This window comes from Acidovorax sp. GW835-FHT14G06, assembly GCF_058793595.1.
Genome location: NZ_JBXAGA010000007.1, coordinates 312834 through 325827 on the forward strand (window position 1 = coordinate 312834; position 12994 = coordinate 325827).

The window sequence follows — 12994 nt, forward strand, 5'->3', positions numbered from 1 at the left end:
GAAAAACTGATGAAAAATACAGGTACTGGATTAAAAAACAGTTGTTCGCCACTGTAACCGCCTGCACCGGAAACCACCATGCTCGACAACCCCAAACTCACCGCCCGCCAGCAGCAGATTCTGGATCTCATCCAGACCGCCATCGCACGCACCGGCGCGCCTCCCACCCGCGCAGAAATAGCGGCCGAGCTGGGTTTCAAGTCAGCCAACGCGGCAGAAGAGCACCTGCAGGCCCTGGCCCGTAAAGGGGTGATCGAGCTGGTCAGCGGCACCTCGCGCGGCATCCGCTTGCGCGGAGACACAGTGCGCTCTATCAACGCAGCCCGTGGCAACCAATTCAGTCTGCCCATCCCGGGTCTGTCGCAGCTGGTCTTGCCCCTGGTAGGTCGGGTGGCTGCGGGGTCGCCCATTCTCGCGCAGGAACATGTGGACCAGACCTACAGCGTGGAAAGCAGCCTCTTTCAACACAAGCCCGACTACTTGCTCAAGGTGCGGGGCATGTCCATGCGCGACGCCGGCATCATGGATGGCGATTTGCTGGCCGTTCAGTCCACCCGCGAAGCCCGCAACGGCCAGATCATCGTAGCCCGGCTGGGTGACGACGTCACCGTCAAGCGGCTTCGCCGCACGGCTACTGCCATCGAGTTGCTGCCCGAGAACCCCGACTATCCCGTGATCGTGGTGCAGCCCGGCGAGCCTTTCGAAATCGAAGGACTGGCAGTGGGACTTATCCGCAACACCATGCTGATGTAGCGTGTGCCCCTGGGGCCGCACCGTGGGTGGCGGGCGTTTGGTGAACGGGTACAACCGATTCACCAGCCCTGCGGTGCAGGTCCCGTTGAATGCCAAGGCCTCTCAGGCAATGCTTGATAGATCGGCGGAGCAGCTGGCTGCACTGTCGAGGGATCAACTCGCACTGCGTCTGTCTGCGATGGTGTTCGACCACTTTGCAATCCTGCCTATGTTCAACCCCCGACTTTCGGAGTTTTCACATGGGAATTGCTTTGTTCACCCTGTCTGCTGTGCAGAACCCTCTTCGCAGTCTTAAAAAGCTGCTTGCCAACCCAGCCGGTACCCCCAAAGACCGACTGGACCTGCTGGCACAGCCAGTCGGCATGAGACGTACCAGGCCAGGCAACTCCCCAGCATCGGCTTCCCGCAGTGATGAAGCCCAAGCCCTGGTTCCCAGCAACTCCACAGAGCCACAGGCACAACGTCCATTGCGCGGAAATTGGCCCTTTACCGCCAAACCTCCAGTACGAACGCCGGAAAGCCCGACCAGACCCTCTGCCCCCCACCGCTCCTTCCTGCCAACACACATGGCCGGCAGCAAACGACAGGCCTTTTTGGCGTCAGTGGGTGCAGACAACTGCCCAACGCAATCCACCAGGGTGCTGCGCCGGGCCTCTGACACAGGCACCTGCCGCTTGGTAATTGCCGGCCGCATGGCCGATGTGTGCGCAGAGCTGGACCGCCTGGCAGCATCCGAGGCGCTCCGGGCCTGATTCTCAGAGCGCAGCAGGCGGCACGAGCGCCAAGCCCTCTTCTACGCCCCGCGCACCAAGACTGCGGCACTGTCAGGCAGTGCTCGATCCGCAAACGTCTAACACCGGGGCACCGGCAGGTCCAAAAATCAGCACCGAGCTGCAGCAGTCGTGGTGCATGGCACTCTCTGAGTCCGGACTTCCGTGCACGCGCAGTGCAAGAAGTACGTCCACGGGGCCCATGCAGCACTCAGTCACCAAAAAACCTCAGGCTTTGGTATGCCCAGCACGGCCCCTGTGGCATTCCCCAGCGCTCGCCAAGGCACAATGTCGGCATGAATATTGTGATCCTCGACGATTACCAGGATGCAGTGCGCAAGCTGCATTGCGCCTCTCGGCTCGACGCATACACCGCCAAGGTGTACACCAACACGGTCAAAGGGCTGGGGCAGCTTTCGGTGCGACTCAAAGACGCCGACATCATTGTGCTGATCCGCGAACGGACCCAGATCACACGCCAACTGGTTGAAAAACTCCCGCGGCTCAAGCTCATCGCCCAAACTGGCAAGATTGGGAGCCATATTGATGTAGCGGCATGTACTGAGCGGGGGATCGCCGTGGCAGAAGGGGTCGGCTCCCCTGTGGCTCCCGCCGAGCTGACCTGGGCCCTGGTGATGGCCTCCATGCGCCGCCTGCCCCAGTACATCTCCAACCTCAAGCATGGCGCTTGGCAGCAGTCCGGTCTCAAGACCGCATCCATGCCCCCCAACTTCGGAGTCGGCAGCGTACTGCGGGGTAAAACACTGGGTATCTGGGGTTATGGTCGCATCGGACAACTGGTGGCAGGCTATGGACGGGCGTTTGGCATGAACGTGCGCGTATGGGGGCGTGAAGCCTCGCGCGCGCAAGCGCTGACGGATGGATACCAGGCCGCCGCCACGCGCGAAGAGTTTTTTTCGCAGTGCGACGTGATCTCGTTGCACCTGCGCCTGAACGACGAAACGCGCGGCATCATCTCGCTTGAAGACCTCTCGTGCATGAAGCCCACCTCGCTGCTGGTCAATACATCACGTGCAGAACTGATTGAGCCCGACGCGCTGATCGCAGCCCTCAATCGCGGCCGCCCTGGCTTGGCGGCAGTGGACGTATTCGAGAGCGAACCCATCCTGCAAGGCCACGCCCTGCTCCGTCTGGAAAACTGCATCTGCACGCCACACATTGGATACGTGGAGCAGGACAGCTACGAGCTCTACTTTGGTGCGGCCTTCGACAATGTGGTGAATTTCATCAAAGGCACGCCCACCAACATCGTGAACCCAGGTTCCCTGCAGGTCCGGCGCTAGCTGCTCAGACCGTTGCAGCGTTGACCACTTTGGCTGTACTGCACAACAAAAAGGCTTCCCGAGGGAAGCCTTTTTTGATGGCTGCAAGGCACTGAAATGCCCTCCAGCGGGAAGCCACACTCCAATTACAGAGGTGTCTTCTTGCCGTCCTTGTAGACGTACAGCGTGATTGCTGGGTTCTTCATTTCGCCGTTGGGTTCGAAGGCGATGGTGGAGGTCACGCCCTTGAAGTTGGCCTTGGCGAGTTCGTTCACGTACACCTTGGGGTCCACGGAGTTGGCGCGCTTCATAGCATCCACCAGCAGGAAAGTGGCGTCGTAGGTGTAGGGGCTGTAAACCTGGAACTGGTTAGGGTACTTGGCGTCGTACTTGGCCTTCCAGGCCGTACCGCCGGGCATCTTGGCCAGCGAGGAGCCGCCTTCCGCACAGATCACGTTAGCCAGGGTCTTGGCACCAGCAGCCAGCTTGGCGATTTCAGACGTGCAGACGCCGTCACCACCGAAGTACTTGACGTTAGCCATACCCAGTTGTTCCATCTGACGCAGCATGGGGCCAGCCTGAGGATCCATACCGCCGTAGAACACGGCATCAGGATTCTTGGCCTTGATGGCGGTCAGGATAGCCATGAAGTCCGTGGCCTTGTCGGTCGTGAACTGCTCGTCCACCACCTTCATGCCCTTGGCCGTAGCGGTCTTCTTGAACACGTCGGCAACACCTTGGCCGTAAGCGGTACGGTCATCGATGATAGCGACGGTCTTGAGCTTCAGGGTGTCCACAGCGTAGAACGCCAGACCAGCGCCCAGGGCGTTGTCGTTGGCGATGATACGGAACGTGGTCTTGTAGCCGGGCTTGGTCAGGTTGGGGTTGGTCGCAGCGCCCGTCACCATGGGGATGCCGCAATCGTTGTACACCTTGGATGCGGGGATCGTGGTACCGGAGTTGAGGTGGCCGACAACGCCAGCGACCTTGGAGTCGCACAGCTTTTGTGCGGCAGCAGTGCCCTGCTTTGGATCGGCAGCGTCATCTTCAGCCTGCAGCTCGAACTTGATCTTCTTGCCGCCGATGGTGACGCCTTGAGCGTTCAGCTCTTCAATGGCCATGCGGGCGCCATTTTCGTTGTCCTTGCCGTAGTGGGCTTGGGCGCCGGAAACCGGAGCCACGTGGCCGATCTTGACCACCTGCTCTTGTGCAGAGGCCATACCAGCAACAGCCGCGATAGCAGCAACCACGGTCAGTTTCAACTTCAATTGCATATCAAATCTCCAGTAAAGATAAACGCTGAGAATCTTCTTGTGTCTCAACGCAGGCGAACATATCGCAATTTACGGGCCAGATCATTAGGGAACACGATTAAACGCGAGAGAAACCACAGGGGAATACCCTGTCATCCCTTTGGTGCAGGTGAAGCACCACTGGCCAGCTCGTCCGCTACCGCCTCGTACACAGCATGCCGCACCACCGATTCGATCTCTTCGCGCAGACGTGGGAGCACTGAGCGTGTCTGCTCCTGCACCACTGTGGCGATTGCCTCACGCAAGCGCTGGTCCAGCACTACATCCACGCGCTGCATGACGCGGTGCACCATGTACTCCTCCATCCCATCGGGCAGGGCACGGGCAGCAACTGGTACAGCCGCCTGTGTCGGTCTTGTAGAGGTTGCAGCGGGGATTGCCGGAAGCTGCGGGACAGGTGAAGCCAGAGCGCGCGATACCTGAGGAGAAACCACTGGCAGTGGTGCAGCCAGAAGAGGCGCCACAGGACGCGCAGGTGTAGCAGGCGCGGTGACCTGCGCCGCCGCACCTGGCCGCACAGCGGGCGCTGCTGCCTTCGCCAGGGTTGCAGACTGCGACGACGACAAAACCGTGGTGCGGGCAGCCGGATTCGAAGTACCAGGCGCGAGGGGCGCGACATCGGGTACCTGCACCACTTCGGTGAGCGTGGGTACAAAACGCGGAGGGGTCTTGGGTGGGAGCGCCATCAGCCCGCTTTCAACACCAGATCATGGCGGGTAATGGCGTAACCCCGGGACGCGTAATGGCGCCAGCGCGCACGCGCCTGGGCGCGGTCGGTTTCGTCCTGTGCGCTCACCACTTCGACCATACGGTCAAACTGGCCAAAACCTTCCGGGACCTCCACATTGAGGTTCAACAGCACTTCGTGATGCGGTGCCAGGCGTGCATCCTGCGCCAGCAGCACCGGAGAGGCCTGAACCAGCTCCTCGTCCGAGTCGGCATGGCAATGGGCCACAAAGTCCTGGGGGGCCAACAACCAGAGCATGCGGTCCAGCGCCTGAAGCGCATCCGCAGGCGCGGCAATGACCAAACGAGCCCCGCTGCGCTGCACCTTGCGCGCAAAACGGCAGGCATAGGCCAGCTTGTCGGGCGCGTTGAAGTGAAAAGCCACCTCGGTCATGGCAAAGTCACGCAGCCTTGGGGCTGGGGGACCGTTTGGCTGCGGGCTTGCCAGCAGCCCCTGCAGCGGCCGTCTTGGTCACGGGGCGCAACGCGGACTTGGATGCCTTGGCCTGGCGGGCCTCGGACTTGGACTGTTCCAGCACATAGTGCACCAGCAGACCGACCGGGCGCCCTGTGGATCCCTTGGCCGCGCCACCCTTCCACGCAGTGCCCGCAATGTCCAGGTGAGCCCAGGGCATGTCACCAACAAACTTTTGCAAGAACTTGGCCGCAGTGATGGAGCCGCCTGCGCGGCCCGCCACATTACCCATATCGGCAAAGTTGCTCTTCAAGCCGTCTGCATAGTCATCATCCAGCGGCATGCGCCAGCAGAGGTCTTGTGCGGCCTCACCAGCCGCCAGCAAGGACGCCGCCAGCCCGTCGTTATTGGCAAACAGCCCGCTGCGCACGCCCCCCAAAGCAATCACGCAGGCGCCGGTCAGCGTAGCAATATCCACCACGGCGGCGGGCTTGAACCGCGCGGCGTAGGTCAATGCATCGCACAACACCAAACGACCCTCTGCATCGGTGTTCAAAATCTCGATGGTCTGACCGCTCATGCTGGTGACCACGTCGCCCGGCTTGACGGCGCGCCCGTCCGGCATGTTTTCGCATGCGGGGATCAAACCCACCACATTGACGGCGGGCTGCAGTTCGCCAAGCGCGCGGAAGGTCCCCAGCACGCTGGCGGCCCCGCACATGTCAAACTTCATCTCGTCCATCTCGGGCGCAGGCTTGATCGAGATGCCGCCGGTGTCAAAGGTGATGCCCTTGCCGACCAACACAATAGGCGCCTGGTTCTTGGTAGCGCCGTTGTAACGCAGCTCGATAAAACGCAACGGCTCTTCAGAGCCCTTTGCCACCGCCATGAATGCCCCCATACCGAGACGCGCCACCTCTGCCGGGCCATGGACCTTGCACTGGATGCGTGGCAGCTTGGCCAGGGCTTTGGCCGCATCGGCCAGCAAGCTGGGGGTGGCGTGGTTGGCTGGGCGATTGCCCCACTCCCGCGCAAACTCCACACCAGCTACCAGCGCGACTCCGCTGTCAAACCCCTCACGCGCACTGGCAGCATCCGGCACACCCACCACACAGCGGCTCAGGCTGCGCGCCTCCACCTTGGTCTTGGTGGTGGTGTAGACATAGCTCACATCTGCCACCGCCTGAACGGCAGCGCTGACGGCTGCTGCCAGGGCCGTGCCAGCAAAACACAGCACCACCCGCTTGGTCTGCGGCGCCTTGATGGCACCACCCAGTGCCTGCAGCGCCTGCCGCGTTGCGCGCGCCGACCCATCACCAACTCCCACCAGCACCACACGGCGGGCTGCAACGGCAGGCACCTGGTACAGCTGAAGGTGTTTGCCCGCCTTAGTGGTCAGATCTCCATTCTTGAGCGCCAAGGCCGCCAGGGCGGACAGCGCATCCTTGCCGGGCTTGAAGCCCTCCGGAAGCAGGACGATCAGCAGGTCGCATTTCTCCGAGGCTGCCGCAGCAAGTTCAAGGGTCTTGAGATCAAAGTTCATAATTGGTGTTTTCCTTCCAGCCAATGTTATTCGATTCATCCATCCGCAAGGAGCTGGCGCGCAGCTTCGGCGCGACCCTTGTGGTGCTGGTGACCGTGGTCATGACCATGATGCTCATCCGCACGCTGGGCCAGGCGTCCAAGGGCAGCGTCAACCCGTCCGACGTGATGCTTGTTATGGGCTTCACCGTATTGGGGCAGTTGCCGACCATCCTGAGCCTCAGTCTGTTCATTGCGGTGGTCGGCACGCTGTCGCGCATGTACCGCGACAGCGAAATGGTGATCTGGTTCGCCAGCGGGCGCGGCCTGATCAGTTTGGTACGGCCGCTGCTACGCTTTGCCTGGCCGGTGATGGTGGTGATTGCGGTGCTGTCGCTGCTGGTGTGGCCCTGGGCCAACTCCCAGATCCAGGAACTCAAGACCCGCTACGAGCAGCGCAGCGACATCGACCGCATTGCACCGGGCGAGTTCCAGGAATCGTCCAACGGCAGCCGGGTGTTCTTCATCGACAAGGACACGCCAGACACGCAGGCCGCCAATAACGTCTTCATCGCTGCCAACGACGGCAAACGCGAATCCGTCACCTCTGCCCGCAGCGCCCGGCTGGAGACCCAGGGAGGTGAACGCATGGCCCTGCTCAGCGACGGACAGCGCCTGGAAACCTCGCGGGACAAGCCTGGCGTCAAGATCAGCGAGTTCAGCCTGTACGGCACCCGCATCGGCAGTGCAGCACCGGGTGCGGCGGAAGAACTGGCGGTGAAGACACGTACGACCTACGACCTCGTGATGCGGCCGCTCCCGGCCTACCGCGCCGAGCTGGGCTGGCGGCTGGGCCTTGCAATGGCCGCGCTCAACTTTGTGCTGCTGGGCCTGGCAGTGGCCAGCGTCAACCCACGCGCAGCGCGCAGCACCAGCATGGTGTTTGCGCTGTTTGCCTTCATCGTCTACTACAACCTTATGACCCTGGGCCAAAGCTGGGTGGGCGCGGACCGGCTGGGCCTGACCAGTTTCATGGTGATGCTGCACGGCGGCATGCTGGCGGCCTCGCTGCTGGTGCTTGCCGTACGGCACAACCAATGGACAGTGGGCCGCCTGTGGCAGTCCCTGCGCACCGGAGGGCAGTCCGCATGAAAACCATTCGCCGCCTGATCCACCGCGAGGCACTGGGCGCCGTCACCTTTGTCACCGTGGGCTTTCTGGCCCTGTTCTTCTTTTTTGACCTGGTGGATGAACTGCGCTGGGTCGGCCGTGCGGGCGACGACGGCTACCAGCTCTCGCATGCACTGCTGTTTGTGGTGCTCAGCATCCCCAGCCATCTCTACGAACTGCTGCCCATCACTGTGCTGATCGGCACCATCTTTGTCATGGCACGCCTGGCCCAAAGCTCGGAGTTCACCATCATGCGCACCAGCGGCATGGGACCCTGGCGCGCACTGCGCACCCTGCTCACACTGGGCGGGGTCTTTGTGCTGCTGACCTTTGCCGTGGGGGACTACCTGGCCCCACTGACCGACCGCACTGCCCAGCTCATCAAGGTGCGCTACCTGGGACGGCTGACGGCTGGCGCCACAGGCGCGTGGCTCAAAGAGCGGCAGGAAGACCACTCGTATGCCGTCAACGTGCGCGCGCTCACCCCCAATGGAGGCATGCTGGACGTGCGTATTTTCGAGTTCGATGACAAGGGCCGCCTGGCTTCGCAGACGCGGGCTGCGTCAGGGCTGTTCAGCTCGGACGGATCGTGGACCCTGGAGAAGGTGCAGCGCAGCCACTTTGAACAGCGGAGCGACAAGAACGAAGCCCGCGTGGAGCACCTGGAGAGTCCCTCTCTGCAGTGGCCGACCAAGATCAGCGCCGACATGGTGGCCGCGTCCCTGCTCAAGCCCGACCGCATGGCCACGCTGGACCTCTTCCAGTTCATCCGACACCTGAACGCCAATGGGCAGTCCGCCCAGAAGTACGAGATCGAGTTCTGGCGCAAGGTGTTCTACCCCTTGAGCTGCCTGGTGATGGTGGTGCTGGCGCTGCCCTTCGCCTACCTGCATTTCCGCTCGGGCGGCATCGCGGGCTACGTGTTTGGCGGCGTGATGGCAGGGATCAGCTTCTTTCTGCTGAACAACGTCTTTGGCTATGCAGGCAACCTGCAAAACTGGTCGCCATGGCTGACGGCGGCGGCCCCTGGCCTAATCTATTCCTTGCTGTCGCTAGCGGCCTTTGGCTGGTTGGTTCTCAGACGCTGATATTTTTAAACTGCCTCGCCCCATGAATAAAGCCATCGTCCTGTTTGCGCACGGGTCTCGCGACCCCCTGTGGCGCGCCCCCATGGAGGCTGTAGCAACGCGCATCGCAGCGCAGAACCCGGGCCGCAGAGTTAGCTGCGCCTACCTGGAACTGTGCGAACCATCCTTGCCGGACGCCGTTCACCTATTGGTGGCCGATGGGGCCACCGCCGTGACGGTGGTGCCCATGTTCCTGGGCACGGGCAAACATGCCCGGGAAGACCTGCCCCTGCTGGTGCAGGAACTGCGCACCGCCCACCCCGCCGTGCAGTTCCACGTGCAGACCGCTATCGGGGAGGACCCACGGATGACAGCGTTGATGGCAGAGATCGCCTGCGAGAGCCCAGCAGCCTGAGAATTCTCTGGTGCCGAACGTTCTGCTTAGACGATTGCAGCATAATGATGCAATCCTTTAGGCGATATTCGATATGAATCTGCACCAATTCCGCTTCGTTCAAGAGGCTGCGCGCCGCAACCTCAACCTGACCGAGGCCGCCAAGGCCCTGCATACCTCTCAACCCGGCGTCTCCAAAGCCATCATTGAGCTGGAAGAAGAACTGGGCGTGGACATCTTTGCCCGCCACGGAAAACGCCTCAAGCGCATTACCGAACCCGGCCAGCATGTGCTCAAAAGCATCGAGGTCATCATGCGCGAGGTGGGCAACCTCAAGCGCATCGGCGAACAGTTCAGTGCCCAGGACAGCGGCACCCTCAGCATCGCCACCACCCACACCCAGGCGCGCTATGTGCTGCCGGTGCCGGTGGCGCGCCTGCGCGAGGCCTACCCCAAGGTCAACATCAGCCTGCACCAGGCCACGCCCCACGAAGTGGCCCGCATGATCATCGACGAGGTGGCTGAGATCGGCATGGCCACCGAGTCGCTGGCCGACTACCCAGAACTTGTCACCCTGCCCTGCTACGAATGGCAACACGTGCTGGTTGTACCCAACGACCACCCGCTGGCACAAAAGGAGCGCATCGGCCTCGACGACCTGGCCCACGAAGCGCTCATCACCTACCACCCCTCCTTCACCGGCCGGGGCAAGATCGACCACGCCTTTGCGGCGCGCAAGCTGCAGCCACGCATCGTGCTGGAGGCCATCGACTCCGACGTGATCAAGACCTATGTGCGCCTGGGCCTGGGCATCGGCATCGTGGCCGAGATGGCCATGCGTGACGACCCCGTGGGCGACTTGGCCGTGCGCCCCGTGGGCCACCTGTTCGGCCAGAGCGTGGCACGCGTGGCCTTCAAGCGCGGCGCCTACCTGCGCAACTTTGTCTACAAGTTTGCCGAGCTGCTCAGCGACCGCCTGAGCCGCGAGCTGATTGCCCGCGCGATGACGGGCCATGTCAACGACTACGAGCTGTGACCTCCGCTCAGCCCGAGAAGCACCCTGAACCCTTCCAGAATTTCCTCGTTTTCCACGCTGCTGCGCCATGACCTCCACCACCGCCCGCACACCCGCCTTCCCCAGCAAGCTGCCCAACGTCGGCACCACCATCTTCACCGTGATGTCGGCGCTGGCCACCGAACACAAGGCGGTGAACCTGGGCCAGGGTTTCCCGGACTTTGAATGCGCGCCCGCGCTGGTGAACGCCGTCACCGCCGCCATGCAAGCCGGCCACAACCAGTACCCGCCCATGACCGGTGTGCCCGCCCTGCGCGAAGCCGTGGCCCGCAAGATCGAGGCGCTGCACGGGCGCACCTACAACCCCAACACCGAAATCACCATCACGGCAGGCGCCACGCAGGCCATCATCACCGCCATCCTGGCCATCGTGCACCCGGGTGATGAGGTGATCGTGCTCGACCCCTGCTACGACAGCTACGTGCCCAACATCGAGTTGGCGGGAGGCAAGGCGGTGCGCGTGCCGCTCACGCCGGGTACCTTCCGCCCCGACTTCGCCAAGATCAGCGCCGCCATCACGCCGCGCACCCGCGCCATCCTCATCAACAGCCCGCACAACCCCAGCGCCACCATCTGGACGGCCGAGGAGATGCGCCAGCTCGAAGACCTGCTCGCCCCCACCGACATCCTGCTCATCAGCGACGAGGTGTACGAGCACATGGTGTTCGACTGCGCCGAGCACCAGAGCGCAGCGCGCTTTGCGGGCCTGGCGGCACGCGCCTTCATCGTGTCGAGCTTTGGCAAGACCTTCCACGTCACCGGCTGGAAGGTCGGCACCGTGGCAGCCCCCGCAGCGCTGACGGCCGAATTCCGCAAGGTGCACCAGTTCAACGTGTTCACCGTGAACACGCCCATGCAGCACGGGCTGGCCGCCTACCTGCAGGACCCCACACCCTACCTGCAGCTGCCCGCGTTCTACCAGGCCAAGCGCGACCTGTTCCGCGAGGGCTTGGCAGGCTCGCGCTTCAAGCTGCTGCCCAGCACTGGCAGCTACTTCCAGTGCGTGGATATTTCGGCCATCAGCGATTTGAACGAGGCCGATTTCTGCCAGTGGCTCACCCGCGAGGTGGGCGTGGCGGCGATTCCGCTGTCAGCGTTTTATGGCGATGGGTTCGACCAGCGTGTGGTCCGGTTCTGCTTTGCCAAGAAGGACGAGACGCTGCGCGCTGCGCTGGAAAGACTGCGCAAGCTCTGATCTGCAGGGCCCTCCAGGGCTCTTACTTCGTCTGCCGCGCCAGCCACACACCCGCAGCCGCCAGCGCCATCCCGGCCAGCGCCCAGCCGCTGAGCGTTTCACCAAACATCGCCCAGGCGATCAGCGCCGTGGTAGGTGGGGTCAGGTAGAACAGGCTGGCCACGTTCACTGCGCCGCCGCTGCGGATGAGCAGGTTCAAGAGGCTCACGGCCCCCAGGGAGAGCACCAGCACCAGCCAGCCCAGCGCAAACACAAACTCGCCGGTCCACGATATGGCCATGGATTCGGTGGCGTAGGCGACGGCGGCCATTGCCACGGCACAGGGGAGGTACTGAATCACCGAGCCCGTGCGCAAGTCGAACGAGGGGCAAAACCGTTTCTGGTACAGCGTGCCGGCCGTGATGCCCAGCAGCGCGACCACAGCGGGCAGCAGCATGCCCATCAGTGCATTGGCTGGCACGGTGGCCACCTTGCCAGCCACCACCAGCGCCACGCCGGTAAAGCCCAGCGCCAGGCCCGCCCACTGGGCAGGCCGTACCTTCTCGCCCAGCAAAGCCCCGGCCACCAGGGCTGTCAGCAGAGGCTGCAACCCCACCACCAGCGCTGTAATGCCCGACGGCAGCCCGTGCCCGATGGCCATGAACACCCCGCCCAGGTACACGCCGTGCACCAGCAGGCCCGACACACCGATGTGCAGCCAGGCCTTGCCCGACGGCGGCCAGGGTGCACGCGCTACCGCCACGACGGCCAGCATGAGCACGATAACGATGGCAAACCGCAGCGCCAGAAAGGTCAGTGGCTCCACATACGGCAGCCCCAGCTTGGCGCCGATAAAGCCCGTGCTCCAGAGCGCCACAAACAGCAGAGGGACCAGCGAATCGATCGGACTGAAAGCGCTGGGACGGAGCGGAGTGGACTGGGTCATGGAGGAAAGAAGCGTGATGCAGGGTGGGGATGATCGCAGCTTGCAAGCGCCTTTGCTTCAGGCGGATGTGCGCATCCTCCGGTGACCCGCTGTGAGAACAGCTAGGCCGCGAGGCGCGCCACACCCCGACGAGCGTGCAGACGTTCGAAACCATTTCGAAAACCAGCAAGCCCGCGCTTCAAGGCAACACTTTGAATAGAAATGGCCTGTAGCGCCTGAACATCATGCGCATGGGGCTATAAATTCAATAGCAAATTGCCACACATCTTTCTGTCAGCCCGGCCTAGCACCCACGCATCTTGATGCGATCTTGATACCCCACCCTGCACTCTTGCGCCCATCTTGATGCGGCCATTCCTAGCATCGGTCCATGTCTCAAGGAGGACG

12 protein-coding genes are annotated in these 12994 nt (G+C 62.7%); 7 read left to right on the forward strand and 5 right to left on the reverse strand.

Features of this window, described 5'->3' with window-relative positions; all coding sequences use genetic code 11:
• Positions 1–78: 78 nt before the first annotated feature.
• Positions 79–753, forward strand: coding sequence for a transcriptional repressor LexA (gene lexA / locus AC1Q64_RS14830; protein WP_492251862.1), 675 nt, complete (start codon positions 79–81; stop codon positions 751–753).
• Between the two features lie 1066 nt (positions 754–1819).
• A complete protein-coding gene (locus AC1Q64_RS14835) occupies positions 1820–2827 on the forward strand; it encodes a D-2-hydroxyacid dehydrogenase family protein (RefSeq protein WP_056746014.1) in 1008 nt (335 codons plus the stop codon).
• A gap of 125 nt (positions 2828–2952) precedes the next feature.
• On the opposite strand, the gene AC1Q64_RS14840 is transcribed toward AC1Q64_RS14835, so the two are convergent.
• From AC1Q64_RS14840 to AC1Q64_RS14855, 4 genes are all read right to left on the reverse strand, one after another.
• Positions 2953–4080: a branched-chain amino acid ABC transporter substrate-binding protein gene (locus tag AC1Q64_RS14840; RefSeq protein WP_492251863.1), complete on the reverse strand. Its 1128-nt coding sequence runs from the start codon at positions 4078–4080 to the stop codon at positions 2953–2955.
• 131 nt (positions 4081–4211) lie between these two features.
• Positions 4212–4412, reverse strand: a complete 201-nt coding sequence (locus tag AC1Q64_RS14845; RefSeq protein WP_492251864.1) for a hypothetical protein — start codon at positions 4410–4412, stop codon at positions 4212–4214.
• Between the two features lie 392 nt (positions 4413–4804).
• Positions 4805–5239 carry a DNA polymerase III subunit chi gene (locus tag AC1Q64_RS14850; protein WP_492251865.1) on the reverse strand — a complete coding sequence of 145 codons (435 nt, stop codon included), beginning with the start codon at positions 5237–5239 and terminating at the stop codon, positions 4805–4807.
• A gap of 7 nt (positions 5240–5246) precedes the next feature.
• Entirely contained in the window at positions 5247–6803 is a 1557-nt protein-coding gene (locus tag AC1Q64_RS14855) for a leucyl aminopeptidase (RefSeq protein WP_492251866.1), read from the reverse strand.
• Positions 6804–6826: 23 nt separating this feature from the next.
• Between AC1Q64_RS14855 and lptF the strand changes: the two genes are divergently transcribed.
• The 5 genes from lptF to AC1Q64_RS14880 all read left to right on the forward strand — a co-directional run bounded on the left by lptF (position 6827) and on the right by AC1Q64_RS14880 (position 11682).
• Positions 6827–7933 carry an LPS export ABC transporter permease LptF gene (lptF, locus tag AC1Q64_RS14860; protein ID WP_492251867.1) on the forward strand — a complete coding sequence of 369 codons (1107 nt, stop codon included), beginning with the start codon at positions 6827–6829 and terminating at the stop codon, positions 7931–7933.
• A complete protein-coding gene (lptG, locus tag AC1Q64_RS14865) occupies positions 7930–9039 on the forward strand; it encodes an LPS export ABC transporter permease LptG (protein ID WP_492251868.1) in 1110 nt (369 codons plus the stop codon). The genes lptF and lptG overlap by 4 nt, the downstream gene beginning before the upstream one ends.
• Positions 9040–9061: 22 nt before the next feature.
• Entirely contained in the window at positions 9062–9433 is a 372-nt protein-coding gene (locus AC1Q64_RS14870) for a sirohydrochlorin chelatase (RefSeq protein WP_492251869.1), read from the forward strand.
• A 73-nt stretch (positions 9434–9506) separates the two neighbouring features.
• A complete protein-coding gene (locus AC1Q64_RS14875) occupies positions 9507–10448 on the forward strand; it encodes a CysB family HTH-type transcriptional regulator (protein ID WP_492251870.1) in 942 nt (313 codons plus the stop codon).
• A 67-nt stretch (positions 10449–10515) separates the two neighbouring features.
• Complete coding sequence (locus AC1Q64_RS14880) at positions 10516–11682, forward strand: pyridoxal phosphate-dependent aminotransferase (RefSeq protein ID WP_492251871.1); 1167 nt, start codon at positions 10516–10518, stop codon at positions 11680–11682.
• 22 nt (positions 11683–11704) lie between these two features.
• Here the strand turns inward: AC1Q64_RS14880 and AC1Q64_RS14885 are convergent, their stop codons facing one another.
• On the reverse strand, positions 11705–12607 hold the full coding sequence (locus AC1Q64_RS14885) for a DMT family transporter (protein WP_492251872.1): 903 nt from the start codon (positions 12605–12607) through the stop codon (positions 11705–11707).
• Positions 12608–12994 lie beyond the last annotated feature (387 nt).

Bases quoted from the DNA above. Each gene is read 5' to 3' on its own strand.
- lexA (WP_492251862.1), top strand. From the start codon at position 79: ATGCTCGACAACCCCAAACTCACCGCCCGCCAGCAGCAGATTCTGGAT.
- AC1Q64_RS14835 (WP_056746014.1), top strand. From the start codon at position 1,820: ATGAATATTGTGATCCTCGACGATTACCAGGATGCAGTGCGCAAGCTG.
- AC1Q64_RS14840 (WP_492251863.1), bottom strand. From the start codon at position 4,080: ATGCAATTGAAGTTGAAACTGACCGTGGTTGCTGCTATCGCGGCTGTT.
- AC1Q64_RS14845 (WP_492251864.1), bottom strand. From the start codon at position 4,412: ATGGTGCACCGCGTCATGCAGCGCGTGGATGTAGTGCTGGACCAGCGC.
- AC1Q64_RS14850 (WP_492251865.1), bottom strand. From the start codon at position 5,239: ATGACCGAGGTGGCTTTTCACTTCAACGCGCCCGACAAGCTGGCCTAT.
- AC1Q64_RS14855 (WP_492251866.1), bottom strand. From the start codon at position 6,803: ATGAACTTTGATCTCAAGACCCTTGAACTTGCTGCGGCAGCCTCGGAG.
- lptF (WP_492251867.1), top strand. From the start codon at position 6,827: ATGTTATTCGATTCATCCATCCGCAAGGAGCTGGCGCGCAGCTTCGGC.
- lptG (WP_492251868.1), top strand. From the start codon at position 7,930: ATGAAAACCATTCGCCGCCTGATCCACCGCGAGGCACTGGGCGCCGTC.
- AC1Q64_RS14870 (WP_492251869.1), top strand. From the start codon at position 9,062: ATGAATAAAGCCATCGTCCTGTTTGCGCACGGGTCTCGCGACCCCCTG.
- AC1Q64_RS14875 (WP_492251870.1), top strand. From the start codon at position 9,507: ATGAATCTGCACCAATTCCGCTTCGTTCAAGAGGCTGCGCGCCGCAAC.
- AC1Q64_RS14880 (WP_492251871.1), top strand. From the start codon at position 10,516: ATGACCTCCACCACCGCCCGCACACCCGCCTTCCCCAGCAAGCTGCCC.
- AC1Q64_RS14885 (WP_492251872.1), bottom strand. From the start codon at position 12,607: ATGACCCAGTCCACTCCGCTCCGTCCCAGCGCTTTCAGTCCGATCGAT.